The sequence below is a fragment of the Intrasporangium sp. genome (assembly GCF_032907665.1).
Lineage (GTDB): Bacteria > Actinomycetota > Actinomycetes > Actinomycetales > Dermatophilaceae > Intrasporangium.
On the sequence record NZ_JAJJPG010000056.1, the window covers coordinates 7,485 to 22,566 of the forward strand.

The following is a 15,082-nucleotide window of genomic DNA, read 5'->3' on the forward strand; positions in this document are numbered from 1 at the left end:
GCCGGTCGGCGAGTGTCCGATCTGTGCGGACGTGCTCGTCGTAGGGGTAGGAGGCTGCCCACGGGGGGCACCTGTTGATGAGAAGGGGCACGTGCTCATGAAACTGACGACGACGACACAGGTCTCCGTCGACGGCGTGGCGCAGGGGAACGGCGGCCGGCATCCGGACCTGGACCCTGGGTTCGAGCGTGGCGGATGGGCCAGGCCGCTCTTTGACGACGAGGCCATGACGTACGTGAACGAGGTGTACCAGCGCGCTGAAGCGTTCCTCTTCGGACGACGCACCTACCAGCTCTTCGCGGGCTACTGGGGGGTGCGGGAAGACCTGGACAACCCCATCGTCGGCGCACTGAACACGCGGCCCAAGTACGTCGCGTCGAACACGCTCACGGAGGCTCGCTGGGCGGACACCACCATCCTCTCCGGTGACCTCGCGGCGGCTATCGCCGAACTCAAGACCAGGCCGGGCGGTGAGCTGCAGGTGCACGGCAGCGGTGCCCTGACCCGCTGGCTGCTCCAGAAGGACCTCGTCGACGAGCTGATCCTGCTGGTCTGCCCGGTGGTCGTCGGCCAGGGCACCCGGCTGTTCCCCGACTCCGGTCCGGATGTCGCGCTCGACCTGGTCGAATCGCGAGTCTTCCCGAAGGGGATCACCCTCCAGGTGTTCCGGCCGGCCGGCCGGCCGCAGTACGCCCTCGACTGAGGGTCCCGTCGAGCTCGTAGGCCTCACGGACCCAGCCGAGCAGGGTGTCGTCGATGTCCGCAGTCGTCCGCACATCGACGCTGTGCTTGTATGACGTGTTGCTGATGCGAGCGGATCGCGTCACCTTGGAACTCGTGAGCTGACGTCTCAGGGCGAACCGGATCTCCAGGCGATCCCGCTTGGGGAGTACGGCCAGGAAGTCATGGTCTCCGACGAGATGGATGCAACAGGGCAACGACAGCACCTGACACTGCCCCACCGTCTGGTTCACCTCGTCGACGAGGTGGTCGAAAAGGGCTCGCAGGTCACGGTCGCGAAGATGGCTCTCCAGGCTCACGGACCGACAGCTGTGCGGTTGCCTCGATCGTCGGAAGCTCCGATGGCAGTTGGGACACTGCCACGCCGCCGCTCGTGGCACTGATGCTGTGTTGGCGACACCCATCGTCGTCCTTCCCCGCGACGCCACCCCACCCTCTCCTGGGACGTGACGGTGGCGTCACCCTTCGGCACTCGATGCCAATGTGCGAGGCGCGACGCACCGTGACCAGAGGCGATGGTCCCGAGAGCCATGCCCTCATCCCACCGACACTGACGGTTACACCACGTGGAACTCGACGCGGTAGACCAAGGTGTCGTCGTGGATCGGTCCCGAGTGAGCGGCACGATCACGGAGAGCCTCACGGTCGGCTTCGCCAGAGGCTCGCACGTCGCCGTCGGTCAGCGCGGAGAAGGGCAGCAGCTCGAGGGAGTCGATCTCGATGACGACGCCCGCAGTGGGGTAACGGCCACCCGCCTTCACTCTCGGGCGGCTCCAGAGCCGGATCGAGACCGTGATCTCACCCCGTGCCACCGCGTCGCGCAGGTCTCGACTGAACATCATCCCGACACGTTACGTCGGCGTGGTCAACAGACCGGCTGTGCGGGCGCCCACCAACAGACTGTGCGGGCGCCCACCAACAGACTGTGCGGGCAGCCAGCCGCCAGGAGGCTCCAGGGTTGGTTCAGTCTCTGCTCGAGTCGCGCCCGACAAATCGGTGGGGACCTCGAGGTCCCGTGCGCGACACTGACCGATGTGGATGAGGTCGAGATGGTTGTGGCCCATCACGAGCGCGTGACTCTCCGCGTCGGCGAGGTGTTCCTGAAGATCGACGCTGACCAGTCGCGCACCGACGTCGAGGTCCAGGCGATGACACTGGCGCCGATTCCGACTCCAGCGGTGCTGTGGCGGAAGCCGCCCGTGCTGGCCCTCGCTGCTCTCCGGGGGACGGCGCTCGGTCGCCTGGGCGAGCCGTCAACCGCATCGGCGGCGGCGTGGGCCGCGGCAGGCGCCGCTGTGCGGAGGCTGCACGAGGCGCCGCTGCCACCGTGGCCCGGGGTGAGCCTCGATGAGACGGCATCGAGCCTCGACAGCGAATGCACGTGGCTCCTGGCGAACGGTGTCGTTCCCGCCGACCTGGTCACGCGCAACCGCCGGATCGCCGAGGCGGCCCTGAGACCGTGGACACCGGTGTTCACACACGGTGACCTGCAGGTTGCCCACGTGTTCGTCGACGGTGACGAGATCACCGGCGTGGTCGACTGGTCCGAGGCGGGTCGCGGCGACGCCCTGTACGACCTCGCCATCCTCACGCTCGGCCACCCGGAGCACCTCAGTGATGTCGTCGCTGGTTACGGCGTGGACGTCGACCTCGATGTGATCCGCGCCTGGTGGTCCCTGCGCAGCCTGACGTCGATCCGGTGGCTCGTCGCGCACGGCTTCGACCCGTCCTCACCGGGTTGCGAGGTCGACGTGCTGAGGTCCCAGATGTGAGTCGCCCGCACGCGCCGTGACGGCAGGAGCCTCACCCAGCGAGGTGGCCCCACCTGCCAGACAGCTCGCGCCACGGTGCGGTCTCGACCACTCGACCACCGTCGAGGACGACGACCCGGTCGGCCTGGGCCAGCGCGGCCGCCTTGCTGGTCGCGCCGATGACCGTTGCCCCAGTGGCGCGCAATGCGGCCCAGAGCTCGATCTCGGTGGCCGCATCGAGCGCCGAGGACACGTCGTCGGCCAGCAGCAGGTCCGCCTCGCACGCGAGCGCTCGGGCGAGGGCCACCCGCTGCACCTGCCCACCGGAGAGCCGGACCCCTCGGTGGCCGACCACCGCCTGCGACCCGCCGGCCTCGGCGACGTCCCGCTCCAGCCGAGCCGTCGCGAGTGCGGGCTCCACCTGTCGGTCGGCGTGGTCGAGGGCGATGTTGTCGATGAAGGTGCCAGACAGCACCCGCGGCACCTGGGCGATGTGGGAGACGCGACCGGGCCGCAGCTCGAGCTCCGCCTCGGCCAGGGCGCGGCCGTTCCAGAGCACCTGGCCGGTGTGGGAGGTCAGCCCGGCCAGCGAGGAGAGCAGGCTGGACTTGCCCGAGCCGACCTGACCGAGCAGGAGCACGAGCTCGCCCGCCTCGACGGTGAGGTCGACGTCCTGCACGCCGATGGTGCCGTCGTCGTGCACCGCGGTGAGGCTCTGCAGGCTGAGGGTTCGCAAGGGCTCACGCGGCCCCGGCTCCGGCTCGTCGGCGGTGCCGTGGACCAGGTCCAAACCCGGCGGCAGGTCCATGAGGTCGCCGCCACCAGCGAGCTCGCTCGTGGCGTCCATCCATGCCCGCACGCCGGGCGCCTCGGTCACGACCGACCCCGCGACCCGGCCGAACCAGTCGAAGCCGCTGACGGCGTTGGCGACGAGCAGCGTGGTGGCGAGGGGCCACGTGCCGTGGAGGAAACCCGCCCAGGCGGCGACGACCCCGCACTGGACCATGACGATCGGCACGCCGTCGAGCAGGGCCTGGACCCGGTGCTCGCGGACCGCCGCGTCGACTCGGCCTCCGTCGACCTGGCGCAGGTGCTGGTGCACCTGTGGAGTGGCAGCGGCGAGCTTGACCGTGCGGATGGACTCGAGCGCCGAGACCAGTGATCGCCCGAAGTCGGCCCGGGCCGTCGAGGCGGCCGCTGCCGAGCGCCCCGCCACCGGCCGGCCCAAGGTCGAGGCGAGCGCCGAGGCAACCATCACCACGAGGAGGACCGCGCCGGCGAGCCAGGTGCCGGCGATGAGGGCTGTCATCGAGGCGACGACGAGACCGTTGACGAAGTCGACCCACCGGTCGGTGTAGCGGGCGAGGCGATCGGCGTCCATGGTGCGCGCAACCACCTCGCCAGGCGGCGTGCGCACGAGTCGACGCTGCGCGGTCTGGCCCGCGAGCACCGCAGCGCGCACCCGCAGCCGAACCTCGATCCACCAGTGGGGATAGGTGCGGAAGGCCTGCGAGAGGAAGAGCGGGCCGATGACGAGTGAGGCGACCAGCGCTGCGGTGAGCCAGCCGGGATTCTTCCCGGCCTGCAGCGCGGTGACGACGAGACCCCAGATCCAGCCGGTGACTGCGCCGAACGCCCCGGTGAGTGAGGCGAGCAGGAAGAGGGAGGCGCCCAGCAGCCCCCACTGGGGCTGGATGCGCACGGTGTGGAGCACCTGCCGCGCGAGGCTCGGGCTCGGAGCCAGCGCCGGAGGCGGCGGCGGGGTGGTGCTGCGACGCACCGAGCCGATCGCGGCATCCTCGTGGTGGTGCTCCTCGACGGCCACCTCGTGGGCGGCCGCATCGAGGAGTCGACGGAACGGTCCGTCCCCGTCGACCAATCGGCGGCGTGGCCCCTGCTCGATGATGCGACCCGCCTCGAGAACGGCCACGTGCTCGGCTCGCTCGGTCGTCGAGAGGCGGTGGGCGACGAGGATCCCGGTGCGCCCCGAGATCAGCCGGTCCGCGGCCCGGACCACCCGCGCCTCCGTGACCGGGTCCATGCGGGCCGTGGCCTCGTCCAGCACGACGACGCGCACGTCACGCACGAGCAGTCGCGCGAATGCCACGAGCTGCTCCTCTCCGGCCGAGAGGGTCGTGCCGCCCGGGCCGAGCATCGTGTCGAGACCGTCCGGCAGCCCGGCCACCCACTCGGTGAGGCCCAGCTCCGCCACCGCGGCCTCGACGCGGGCGCGCGGCACGTCACCGAAGAGCGTCATGTTCTCGGCCAGGGTGCCCGCGAGCACCTCGGTGCGCTGGGTGACGACGCCGACCGCGGCGCGCAGTTGCTGCAGGTCGAGGTCACAGACGTCTGTGCCCCCGAGCAGCACGGTGCCACGCGGCGGCTCAACAGCTCGCGACAGCAGCGAGGCGAGGGTGGACTTGCCGGAGCCGGTGCGTCCGACGAGCGCGCAGGTGTGCCCTGCCGGGACGACCAGGTTGACGTCCCGCAGCGCGAACGTGCCCGTGCCGTAGCTGAACGCCAGGTCGCGGAACTCCACGTCGAGGGGGCCGTCATGCAGCGGGAGCCCGCCGGTCGGCTCTGCCGGAGAGGCCAGCATCGCCCGCAACCGCAGGACGGCGCCGAAGCCCTCTTGCAGGTCGGGCAGATGACGGGCCAACATGTCGACGCCGCCGACGAACATCGTCGTGACGAGGAACAGGGTGACCAGCCGGGCGGTCGACAGATCGTCGGCCACCACGAGGGCCGTGCCGACGACCGCCACGCCCGCCAGCGCGCCGTGGAGCAGCCCGCCGCTGCGCCTGGTGATCCGGACCTCGACCTGCAGCACCCTGTCGAGAGCGGCATGGACCCGAGCCGCCATTCGGGCGTTGCGACGCAGCACGTGCGCCTGGCCCAGGGCTGTCCGCAGGTCGTCGCGGGCGGCGATCCCCTCCTCCGTGGCGGCTGCATGGTCGGTCCACGCCGCCTCCTCGACCACCTTGCGCTCGGCGACCTGGGGCAACAGCCTGCGGACGACCCAGTACGTCGCGAACCCCGTGAGTGGGAAGAGGAACGCTGCAGGCCACCATGCGAGGCTCGCGACGACCCACAACGGGCCCGACGCGAGGAAGGTGCGCACGGCCTGCCACACGCCCCAGCGCATCAGCTGGCCGACCTCCCACGTGTCGTCGTCGATGCGGTCCAGGACCTCGCCCACGGCTTGCTCGGACAGCTCGGACAGCGGCTGCGCCATCGCGGCGTCGAGCAGGTCGGCGCGCAACGTGCCCTCGGCACGGTCGCACACCATCGCCCAGATCGTCTTGGCGGCGGTGTCGATGACCGCCCCGCCGACGACGCACAGCGCCAGCAGCATCACCAACGTCGAGGTGGCCTGCTCGGCGAGCCTGCCCGCGACCATCGACCCGAGGGAGGCCGCGACCGCGCCGAGCAGGGACATCGCGAAGCACACGACCGTGAGCGGACGACGGACCCGGCGCCAGTCGACGGGGATCCGAGTCGGCGGCAGGCCGGCAGCCCGAGGGGCCCCGTCGTGAAGAGTGCCTCGGGTCTCGCCATCTGCCACCGTGGTCATGGTCACAATCACCACACGCTAGCGACGACCACCGACCGGCCGCCTGCCGTTTTCCTGTCAGCCCCGGGGGCTTCCGCCCCCAACTCGGCGGGGCGGCCGGTGCATCGGCAGCCCGGTGGGTCCAGCTGGCCAACAGGCAGGGGCTGCCGCAACGTCGCATCGGCTAGCCTGCCGTCATGGCGAGCGCCGAGCTGGACGAGTTGATCGTCGCGGACGCCGAGGCGCTGCGCGCGTGGTTGTCGGCCAACCACGCCACGTCGCCCGGCGTCTGGCTGGCCCTGACAAAGAAGGGCGGCGCAGTCACCACACTGACGTGGCAGCAGGCGGTCGACGAGGCCCTGTGCTTCGGCTGGATCGACGGCCAGACCCGGAAGCGGGATCAGGAGACCTCTTGGATCCGGTTCACCCCTCGTAGACCTCGCAGCACCTGGTCACAACGCAACACCGCCCACGTGGCCCGGCTGGAAGCACAGGGGCGAATGCTGCCCCCAGGCCGCGCCGCTGTAGACGCGGCGAAAGCGGACGGGCGGTGGACGACCGCCTACGCCCCGCCGTCGGAAGCCGAGGCACCGGCCGACCTCCTCGCCGCCATCGCTGCCGTCCCGGCCGCCCAAGCGATGTTCGACGTACTCACCAAGGCCAACCGGTTCGCTCTCATCTACCGCGTCAATGCCGTCAAACGGGCGCAGACCCGAGAGCGAAAGATCGGCGAGTTCGTCGCCATGCTGGCCCGCCACGAGACGATCCACCCGCAGAAGGCAAGGCCTCCGAACTCGCCATAGTCGGCCACTTGACAACCGCGTGAACTGATCTGCAGCAATGGGATCGCTTGTCGCTGGGAGCGCTACGGATCGGCGGTGCCCATCAGATCCACGATCTGGTGGGCGATTCCTGACGGGTCCCTCATGAAGGCGAGATGACCGCCTGGAATCTGCGCTGCGGGCCAGTGCATGCTTCGGGCGAAGGAGAGCTCGTCGGCGTATGTATCGCCGAACGCGAGATAGCAGTTGGCGGCGCCGGCCCAACCGGGAGGGACGCGGACGCTCGTCTCGAAGTAGCTCAGCGGCAGTCGCGGGCATTCCGCGTCAACCTGCTCGAACACCTCGTCCGGGATGGCTCCGGCCATCACATCCCGGGGCCACCAGCGCGTCCATGGCGGGAGCAGGCCAGAGGGCCGGTCGGCCTTCAAGGCCAGCTCGGACAGGAACCGCTCAGGCGCGGGCCGGGTATCTCCCTCAACGGGAGGGAGAGCTGCGTCCATGAACAGCACCAGCTGAGCTGATCCGATGGCCGATCGGACCCCTGGGGCGAGGTAGCCGGCGTTGCTGTGCGCGATGAGCTTCATGCCGGGCGACGCGGCCGCCGCCCAGCGATCGATGAGCTGGTCACCGGACCGGGGGTCGGATGCGTCCGCCAGTGCGCAGTGACAGCCGCGCTCACGCAAGGCGCTGAGCACGTCGAGATAGACGCTCGCCGGCAAGAGTGGGCTCGGCAGCAGCATGGCGTCGGGCGACACCCCAGCAACCTACCAACGCTCCTCAGACGGAATCGTCCTCATATCCTCGAGGGCTCTCCGGTGCGCGCCGTCCCCGACTCTTGAACCAGTCGTCGGAGCCTTCGAGCCAGGCTGTGCTGCGACGCGTGTCCGTGGCGCCACAGTTGCCACATCGGTCGTGAGCGGGGCTACTTTCCCACTGGCCGACATCGCGGTCTTGAATCCGACAGGTGTTGCACTGGTCAGGCTGCTCGGCCCGCTACGTGCGATTGCGGCTCTCAGGTTGTCCTAGACTCGCGCGGCGTAGACGGCGTGCAGCGGTGTGGACGTGACCTGCTGGACGTTCGCGAAACCCGCCTCGTGGAGGACGTCGGTGATACCGGCCGGCCCACCCTGAGCCCCAAGCGTTGCCTGGCCCGGCTCTGACATGGAGTGTGGTACGCACATGAACGTGGAGGCCGTGTAGTGGAGCAGTGCGGCCGGGTTCTCGCGGATGTTCGCCTCTGGCGGGTCCACGGCGAATGGTTCGACCACGGCCACGATGCCGCCCTCGGCCAGCCGTTCACGAGACGCTGCCGCTGCCGTCACCGGATCGCCGAGGTCGTGCAGGACGTCGAAGAACCAGATCAGGTCGAACGGGCCGTCCGGCAGCGCGCTCGTATTCGTGAGCTCGAAGCTGACTCTTTCGGCGACTCCGGCCTCCACGGCTCGCTGACGAGCGGCCGCGAGAGAGGCTTCGTGAGAGTCGATCCCGACGAAGGTCGAGCGCGGGAACGCGTCGGCGAGAAGGACAGTGGTCACACCCTGGCCGCAGCCCACGTCGACGACCCGGGCGCCGTGGGCCAGTGCGTTCTCGACGCCGAGTGCGGGTATCCACTCGGAGATGAGGCTGCGCTCGTACGCGGCCCCGAAGAACTCTGCGACGCCCTGGTGCAGCGTCGGGCCGTGCTCTCCCCAGGGGATGCCTCGGGCAGAACGGAACTCGTCGGCCAGCCTGTCCGTCTCGCCGGCCAGGGCGGTCAACACGGCGAACCCGCCCATGAACGATGCATCGGTAGGTCCGCACCCAAGAGCGGGGGCGTGCTCAGCCGGCAGTGAGAACCGACCAGTGGTCGGGTCGTGGTCCAGGACGCCCGCAGCTGTCTGCTGTGCGAGCCACTCACGGAGATAGCGTTCCGCACACCCGGTGCGGGAGCCGAGCTCTCCCGGGGTCGCCGGCCCCTGCGCCAGGGCTCGGTACAGGCCGAGCCGGTCCCCGAGGTGGGTCATCACCGTCGTGGCGGTGGCGGCAAGGCCGGCCTGAACGGCAGAGATGAAGGCCTCGGCACGTGAAGCGTCGACTGGCGTCATGGGGCACTCCCAGCGCTGCTGGACCGTGTGGTCGGTTGACAGGACCCCCATGACGCTAGGCGCGTCGACTCTCCACGGCATCGGTGTGAGCACGCACGTCCCGGCCTTGTCCTGTCGGGCAGCACGTAGTCCCGGACGGGCCGCGCCTACCGGCTATCCAACCTACTCACGTACGCTGCGGCCGCGGCGCGACCGGTGCGGCCGGACAGGCCCAACTTGGCGTACGCGTTGGAGAGGTGGCGCTCCACCGTGCGGGGACTGAGTACGAGCTCGTCGGCAATTGTCTCGTTGGTCAGCCCGGTGGCCGCGAGCCGGAGCACCTCGAGCTCCCGCTCGGTGAGGCCGTGCGGGTCGGCACAGGGTGTGCTGGCCGCGCCGTCCCGATCGACGTGCAGGGCCTCGTCGTATGGCCCGCCCAGGAAGCGGGACATCTCAGCGACGAACTGGTGCCACGCGGGCTCTGTCTCGAGGAGCGCATGGTTGCGGCCCTCGAGCGGCAGGAACCGGGCTCCGGGGATCTCGGCGGCCAGCAGCCGGCCCTCCTCCACAGGCACTGCTCGGTCGCCGTTGGCATGAGCCACGAGCGTCGGCACCTGAAGAGATCCGATCCGCCCGGTCAGGTCGATTTCGTCCCACACCGCCCGCACCCGTGCGGCGATCGCCTGTGTGGCCGAGGCCCGCATCAGCTGCTCCAACCACGCACGCTGCTCGGCCGTTGCCTCCGGGACCAGCATCCCAGAGAAGACGTCCCGGAAGACCGGCGTGTCGGCGTCCCAGCCCACTTGGGCGATGCTCTGCAACAGTTCCGCCTCCCTGCGCTGGCGCGGTGACGGGTTGCGCCGAAGACGCCCCCGCGCGTATGAACCGCAGAGCACCAAGCGGTCGACGCGCTCCGGGTGCGTGAGGGCGTAGGTGATCGCCACCGGACCGCCTTGCGAGATGCCGAGCAACGAGACCTTCTCCAGCCCCGCTGCGTCGACGACTGCCGCGAGGTCCCCCACCAGTGCCTGAAGGTCGAGCCGGTCGGGGTCACGGTCCGACAACCCGCACCCGCGCTGGTCGTACCGGATCACCCGGTGCATGCGGCCGAGCGCGACCCACCAGTGCCGCCACAACGGACTGAGCCAGTCGAGCTCGACGTGGGTGAACCAGTGTGCGACCTTCACCAAGGGCGAGCCTCGCCCATGGGTCGCATAGGCCAACCGCACCCCGTCCTCGGCGCGGCAGAACCGGATCTGCTGCTCCATCGGCCAAGCGTAGTGAGCAGCACCGGACGATGCGTGACGAAAGGCCCCAACTTTTCGATGAGAGCGTGGTCGACGGCCAGCCCGACGTGGTGCTCCCAGGTGAACTGCGGGTAGGTCAAGAAGCTGGAGAGCCGGCCGACGTCCTCGGACCTGCCTTGGACGGGACGCTCGGAGACCGGACACGGGGTCCATGCCTCCGCCTCCCTGGCTGTCCCTCTGTCACGGCGTGCTGTATGCGACGGCAGAAGTCCCGGCTACGACCACCGCGCACGGAGATGGCAAGACCTGGCGTTCGCCAAAAGGCGACGTCGCCCACGCCCTGGCCGAAAGTGGATGAGTCGGCCGATACGCCGGGTTCTGTCCCGCGTCCCGTTGCCGGTGACGCGGTGACGGCCATCCATCTCGGCCGGCCATTGCTGACCGGCTCCAGCGCCCTACCCGCGCACTCGACCGGGCCGGTCTCGAACGTGCGCTGTCTGGGCTTGCTCCGGGTGGGGTTTACCGAGCCGCCCCAGTCACCTGGGGCGCTGGTGGTCTCTTACACCACCGTTTCACCCTTACCAGCCGAGGCTGGCGGTTTGTTTTCTGTGGCACTGTCCCGCGGGTCACCCCGGGTGGCTGTTGGCCACCACCCTGCCCTTCGGAGCCCGGACGTTCCTCGGCAGGAGTCTCCTCCTGACGCGGCCGCCTGGCCGACTCATCCATCTCCCATGATAGATGCCGTATGCCGCTGGGCTCGCCACCCCCCGCATCTGCCTCGAGCGGGTGGCTGGGCGGTCGGCCCCCACACCAGCGGGCGTGACGTGCCTCACAACCGCGCCGGGCGGTCAACGAAGAGTGGGGGCCGTTCGTCATCCCGGGGAGACCGCTGACCGCAACCGCACCAGGACATGAGCGAGCAACTGAAGACCGACGCTGCCCCCACCACCCACAGAGCGACGTTGCTCGACCTCTCCCCGACCCAGCTCGTTGCCGGCTCGATGGCAGCCGCGACGGCCGCCGCGCTCGGCTCGCGCCTCGGCCTCGTCGGCACGATCACCGGCGCCGCTGTCGGCTCGGTCGTCAGCGCTGTCGCGGCGAACCTCTACACGATGTCGATGGTCCGCGCGCACGAGGCCCTGCGATGGCAGAAGCTCCCCCCGCGAGAACGGCGTGCAGGTCTGCACCACGTGCCGGCACCTGCTCCGCCGGACGGGCCGAATGCTCGCGTCCGCCCCGCACGGAGCCTCCTCGCCGCGGCCGCCGTCCTCTTCGCGGTGGCAACCGCGTTCCTCACGGGCCTTCAGCTGGCCACCGGCACCGACGTGACGGGCACCTCCCTGGGCACGCGACAGACCACGAGCCGGCTCGATCCGGGGGCACCCACGGGCGCCGAGCAGGGTCGCACGCCGGCGGCAACGGATCCACAGGTGACACCGGAGCCGACCCTCCCAGCGCCGGCCGGGTCGTCCCCGCCGGACCCGGCCGGTGTGGCCGAGCCGGTCCCGGAGACGACCGATCCGCCGGACCCTGCCGCCCCGAGTGCGACGGAGTCGGTTCCCACCGACCCCGCCACGACGGGGACCCCGACCCAGCCGGCCGACCCGCCGAGCACGCCGACGCCGGCCGGCTGAGCGGCATACGGCCCCGACCCGTCGGGAGGGCACTCAGGCGACGACGCTGAGCTCGAGCCGGCCCGTCTCGATCTCGGCGGCGTCGACGCGGACCTGGACGGTCCTGCCCTCAGCTGCCTGCCCGCTCGCCTTCGCGACCACGGCGAAGTCGATGAGCTGCACGACGACACCCTTGTCGTTCTGGTCGACGACGACGCCCTCCAGGGTCGACCCCACGTGCGACCGCAACTCAGCAGCCTCGACGGCGTCGGTGCACGCACGCTCCACCCCGCCCGCCGTGCGGTCCGAGGTGGTCATGATCTCCGGGATGGCCGGCAGCGCCTCCAGAACCCACTGCGGCACCGCCACCCCAGCCGAGAGGGCCTCGCAGACGACGAGGCCGAAGCGGTCGACGAGGCGTCTCAGCGGGGCCGTCACGTGGGCGTAGGGATTGGCGACGGCGGAGTGGTGCGGCTGCTTGGGGGCGGCGCCGTTGAAGGGGGTGTACCCAGCCCCCCGGAAGAGGGACGTCGCCTCGTGGATCAGCGCCAGGTGCCGCGGGTTGGTCCGGTCGAGGGTGCGGAGGAACTCCCCGTAGGCGAGGCCCTGCGGCCACGGGATGCCGGCGCCGGACGCCTGTCTCCTGAACCGCTTGACGTCCCGCGGGTCGGGGTCGGGCATCGTGCGCAGGATGCCCACCCTGCCGCGGAGCATGAGGTCCGCGGCGCCCATGCCGGTGAGCAGGGAGATCTGTGCGTTCCAGTCCTCGGAGGCGAGCAGCGGCCGGAAGCTGACGCTGAACCCGCCCTTCCCGTCCTCCTCGACCTCCTGCTCCGGCATGGGGAGAGAGGCGCCACCGCGCTCGCGCTCCAGGGCGATTCGCCGCTCCCCCACCTCCTTGAGAAGCAACAGCACATCCTCCGCCGAGCCGTCGTCGACGAGGTTCTGCACCTCCACGTAGTCGTAGCGCCGCACGCTGCGAACCATCGCCCGCGCCACGCTGACATCGATCCCCTCGCCATCGGCGGCGAGCACCATGTCCCAGACGAAAGCCGGCCGCACCTCGCCCGGCAGCAGGCTGGCTGCGCCCTCACTGATCTCGCTCGGGTGGAGCTGGACGCGCTTGTCCGGGCAGTAGATCGTCTGGCCGCGGCGACGTGACTCGGCGTCGATCGCACCCTCCGGCCGCACGAAGGCGGGGACGTCGGCGATGGCGTAACGGACGCGGTACCCGTCACCGTGCCGCTCGATGTGCATGGCCTGGTCGAGGTCCGTCGCCGTCGGCGGGTCGATGGTGACGAACGGGATGTCCGTGGCGTCCGTGGCGGGCAGGTCTGGCCCGTCCGCCGCGCGGGTGGCTTCGGCGATGACATCCGGGGGAAACGTCTCCGACACGTCGAACTCGGTGCGGATCGCCTCGAAGCGAGCTGCGAGGGTGACTCCGGCACCGCCCGGCGGCTCGGTGCGGCGATAGACAATGTGTCGCTTGGCCATGGCGCCACCCTACGCAGCGGGGCCCCGGCCGCGGCCTAGGCTGGCGGCGTGCTCATCCTCCTGCCCCCCTCCGAGGGCAAGACCCAGCGTCGCCGTGGTCGGACGCTCGATCTCGCGACACTGTCGTTCCCGGAGCTGACGCAGATGCGCGCAGCCGTCATCGACCGGGTCGGGGAGCTCAGCAGGGGGCCCGATGCGCACCGCCGGCTCATGGTGAGCCCGCGGCTCGTCGAGGAGGTCGCCCGCAACACCCGCCTCCTGACCGCCGCCACGGCGCCGGCGGGCGAGGTCTACAGCGGTGTCCTCTACGGTGCGCTCGACCTCCCCTCCCTCGACGCCGCGGCGAAGAGGCGAGCCAACCGCCGGATCGTCATCCTCACGGCCATGTTCGGAGCGCTGCGGCCCACCGACCGCATCCCGGCCTACCGGCTCCACCCCTGCGTCCACCTGCCCGACCTGGGCGAGGCCACGCAGGCGTGGCGCCCGGTGCTCGCGCCGGTCCTCGAGCAGGAGGCTCGCGCCCGGCGCGTCATCGTCGACTGCCGGTCGGGCACCTATGTGTCGATGTGGAAGCCCAAGGGAGCACTGGCCGAGCGCCGAGTCCTGATCACCGTGCCCGGTGCGTCGCACATGGCCAAGCACACTCGGGGGCTCGTGGCCCGGCACCTGGTCGAGTCGGCGGCGCGGCCGCGCCACCCCGAGGACCTCGTGGAGATCCTGGCCGACGCCTTCGACGTGCGGATCACCGAGCCGGAGCGCCCGGGGCACCCGTGGCAGCTGGCGGCAAGCCCGCGCCCCTGAGCCGCCCCCCACCCCCGGTCGAGTGGCCCCAAACGCCGGGCCCACCCAGTCGAGTGGCCCCAAACGCCGGGCCCACCCAGTCGAGTGGCCCCAAACGCAAGGCCCACCCAGTCGAGTGGCCCCAAATGCGGACGCGACGGGGCTTTTGGGGCCACTCGACCCGGCTTTTGGGGCCACTCGACTTCAGGAGGGTGGGGGCGTTCATCACCGCGAACGCGTCCGACTTGCCGCCGTCGATCTCGAAGGTCACGACGGTTCCCCCAGCGTCACACCGCATAGCTCAAGCGTGCGAGTAACGCACAGCGCCCATCAGGCGAGATGGTCCGTCCGATTGGTGAAAGCGACCGATGCCGTGCCGTCCGCCCACACCTCGACCCCGGTGAGACTGCCCGGTGCGGTCGCGAGACTCCAGAACCGCTCCGGCCCCAGCCCGAGGACCTCCGCGAGCACCGTGACGATGCCGCGCCGTGAGGTCACGACGACGACCGTGCCGCCGCTACGCCTCAGGCGCCCGTATGCCGCTGAGCTCGCTGCGTCGGCGGGCTGGCTCCCAGCCTTCCCGGCATCGGCGGCCCAGTCGGCCGAGACCTCGACCTCCGCGCCCACTGCGTCGGCGACGGCGCGAGCGGCCTGCTGCGCCATGGGGTCAGGGGAGCTGATGACGCGGCTGTCCGAGTCGAGCAGGTGGCGGGTCGCGGCGACGATGCGGTCGACGGCGCCCTCGGTCGAGGGCTCCTGGACGAGCAGCAGACGAAGGTCCTGCCGCTCCGCCTCGTCGTCGGGGGCATCCGGGGCGTCCGCGAGCTCTGGCATCTCGACGTCGGACGGCAGCGGCTCGGTCGACGGCGTGCGGCGCACCGAGTGCCCGTCCATGCCCTCGTTGGAGAGCAGGTCGGCCGCCCGGTTGCGGTCCCGCGGGACCCACTCGAAGTCGACGGTCCCTCCAGCCGCCTCGATGCCGCGCAGCACGGCGCGCACCTCTGCCGCGAGCCGCCGCATGTCCTCGTGCTTGACCTTCCACCGGCCCGACATCTGCT

General features: G+C 70.7%; 13 protein-coding genes and 1 other RNA gene. 5 read left to right on the forward strand and 9 right to left on the reverse strand.

Going from position 1 to position 15,082, the window contains the following annotated elements; all coding sequences use genetic code 11:
* The first annotated feature begins 97 nt into the window (after nt 1–97).
* Nucleotides 98–703, forward strand: a complete 606-nt coding sequence (locus LOY02_RS10115; RefSeq protein WP_317182244.1) for a dihydrofolate reductase family protein — start codon at nt 98–100, stop codon at nt 701–703.
* Here LOY02_RS10115 and LOY02_RS10120 read toward each other — a convergent pair.
* Both LOY02_RS10120 and LOY02_RS10125 read right to left on the reverse strand, forming a co-directional pair.
* The gene (locus LOY02_RS10120) at nt 651–1,040 is read right to left on the reverse strand and encodes a DUF5655 domain-containing protein (RefSeq protein WP_317182232.1); all 390 of its coding nucleotides are present in this window, start codon (nt 1,038–1,040) and stop codon (nt 651–653) included. The two genes, LOY02_RS10115 and LOY02_RS10120, sit on opposite strands and share 53 nt — an antisense overlap.
* Nucleotides 1,041–1,298: 258 nt before the next feature.
* Entirely contained in the window at nt 1,299–1,583 is a 285-nt protein-coding gene (locus tag LOY02_RS10125; RefSeq protein WP_317182233.1) for a hypothetical protein, read from the reverse strand.
* Nucleotides 1,584–1,814: 231 nt separating this feature from the next.
* On the opposite strand from LOY02_RS10125, the gene LOY02_RS10130 reads away from it, so the two are divergent.
* A complete protein-coding gene (locus tag LOY02_RS10130; protein WP_317182234.1) occupies nt 1,815–2,513 on the forward strand; it encodes an aminoglycoside phosphotransferase family protein in 699 nt (232 codons plus the stop codon).
* A gap of 31 nt (nt 2,514–2,544) precedes the next feature.
* Here the strand turns inward: LOY02_RS10130 and LOY02_RS10135 are convergent, their stop codons facing one another.
* On the reverse strand, nt 2,545–6,066 hold the full coding sequence (locus tag LOY02_RS10135) for an ABC transporter ATP-binding protein (protein ID WP_317182235.1): 3,522 nt from the start codon (nt 6,064–6,066) through the stop codon (nt 2,545–2,547).
* A 176-nt stretch (nt 6,067–6,242) separates the two neighbouring features.
* Here LOY02_RS10135 and LOY02_RS10140 point away from each other — a divergent pair, with 176 nt between their 5' ends.
* The gene (locus tag LOY02_RS10140) at nt 6,243–6,848 is read left to right on the forward strand and encodes a YdeI/OmpD-associated family protein (protein WP_317182236.1); all 606 of its coding nucleotides are present in this window, start codon (nt 6,243–6,245) and stop codon (nt 6,846–6,848) included.
* A 62-nt stretch (nt 6,849–6,910) separates the two neighbouring features.
* On the opposite strand, the gene LOY02_RS10145 is transcribed toward LOY02_RS10140, so the two are convergent.
* From LOY02_RS10145 to rnpB, 4 genes are all read right to left on the reverse strand, one after another.
* On the reverse strand, nt 6,911–7,582 hold the full coding sequence (locus LOY02_RS10145) for a hypothetical protein (protein ID WP_317182237.1): 672 nt from the start codon (nt 7,580–7,582) through the stop codon (nt 6,911–6,913).
* Nucleotides 7,583–7,849: 267 nt separating this feature from the next.
* Nucleotides 7,850–8,911: a methyltransferase domain-containing protein gene (locus tag LOY02_RS10150; protein WP_317182238.1), complete on the reverse strand. Its 1,062-nt coding sequence runs from the start codon at nt 8,909–8,911 to the stop codon at nt 7,850–7,852.
* A gap of 146 nt (nt 8,912–9,057) precedes the next feature.
* A complete protein-coding gene (locus LOY02_RS10155) occupies nt 9,058–10,158 on the reverse strand; it encodes an alpha/beta fold hydrolase (RefSeq protein WP_317182239.1) in 1,101 nt (366 codons plus the stop codon).
* Nucleotides 10,159–10,488: 330 nt separating this feature from the next.
* Nucleotides 10,489–10,858, reverse strand: an RNA gene (gene rnpB / locus LOY02_RS10160) — RNase P RNA component class A.
* A 190-nt stretch (nt 10,859–11,048) separates the two neighbouring features.
* Between rnpB and LOY02_RS10165 the strand changes: the two genes are divergently transcribed.
* Nucleotides 11,049–11,771: a hypothetical protein gene (locus LOY02_RS10165; protein WP_317182240.1), complete on the forward strand. Its 723-nt coding sequence runs from the start codon at nt 11,049–11,051 to the stop codon at nt 11,769–11,771.
* A 33-nt stretch (nt 11,772–11,804) separates the two neighbouring features.
* Here LOY02_RS10165 and LOY02_RS10170 read toward each other — a convergent pair whose 3' ends face one another.
* Nucleotides 11,805–13,244, reverse strand: a complete 1,440-nt coding sequence (locus tag LOY02_RS10170) for an RNB domain-containing ribonuclease (RefSeq protein WP_317182241.1) — start codon at nt 13,242–13,244, stop codon at nt 11,805–11,807.
* Between the two features lie 48 nt (nt 13,245–13,292).
* Between LOY02_RS10170 and LOY02_RS10175 the strand changes: the two genes are divergently transcribed.
* Nucleotides 13,293–14,045: a YaaA family protein gene (locus LOY02_RS10175; protein WP_317182242.1), complete on the forward strand. Its 753-nt coding sequence runs from the start codon at nt 13,293–13,295 to the stop codon at nt 14,043–14,045.
* Nucleotides 14,046–14,354: 309 nt separating this feature from the next.
* On the opposite strand, the gene LOY02_RS10180 is transcribed toward LOY02_RS10175, so the two are convergent.
* A partial coding sequence (locus LOY02_RS10180) for a ribonuclease H (RefSeq protein ID WP_317182243.1) occupies nt 14,355–15,082 on the reverse strand: 728 nt, incomplete at its 5' end.

Excerpts from the sequence above, each read along its gene's own strand:
- LOY02_RS10115 (WP_317182244.1), top strand. The coding sequence starts at position 98 with ATGAAACTGACGACGACGACACAGGTCTCCGTCGACGGCGTGGCGCAG.
- LOY02_RS10125 (WP_317182233.1), bottom strand. The coding sequence starts at position 1,583 with ATGATGTTCAGTCGAGACCTGCGCGACGCGGTGGCACGGGGTGAGATC.
- LOY02_RS10135 (WP_317182235.1), bottom strand. The coding sequence starts at position 6,066 with ATGACCACGGTGGCAGATGGCGAGACCCGAGGCACTCTTCACGACGGG.
- LOY02_RS10140 (WP_317182236.1), top strand. The coding sequence starts at position 6,243 with ATGGCGAGCGCCGAGCTGGACGAGTTGATCGTCGCGGACGCCGAGGCG.
- LOY02_RS10150 (WP_317182238.1), bottom strand. The coding sequence starts at position 8,911 with ATGACGCCAGTCGACGCTTCACGTGCCGAGGCCTTCATCTCTGCCGTT.
- LOY02_RS10155 (WP_317182239.1), bottom strand. The coding sequence starts at position 10,158 with ATGGAGCAGCAGATCCGGTTCTGCCGCGCCGAGGACGGGGTGCGGTTG.
- LOY02_RS10165 (WP_317182240.1), top strand. The coding sequence starts at position 11,049 with ATGAGCGAGCAACTGAAGACCGACGCTGCCCCCACCACCCACAGAGCG.
- LOY02_RS10170 (WP_317182241.1), bottom strand. The coding sequence starts at position 13,244 with ATGGCCAAGCGACACATTGTCTATCGCCGCACCGAGCCGCCGGGCGGT.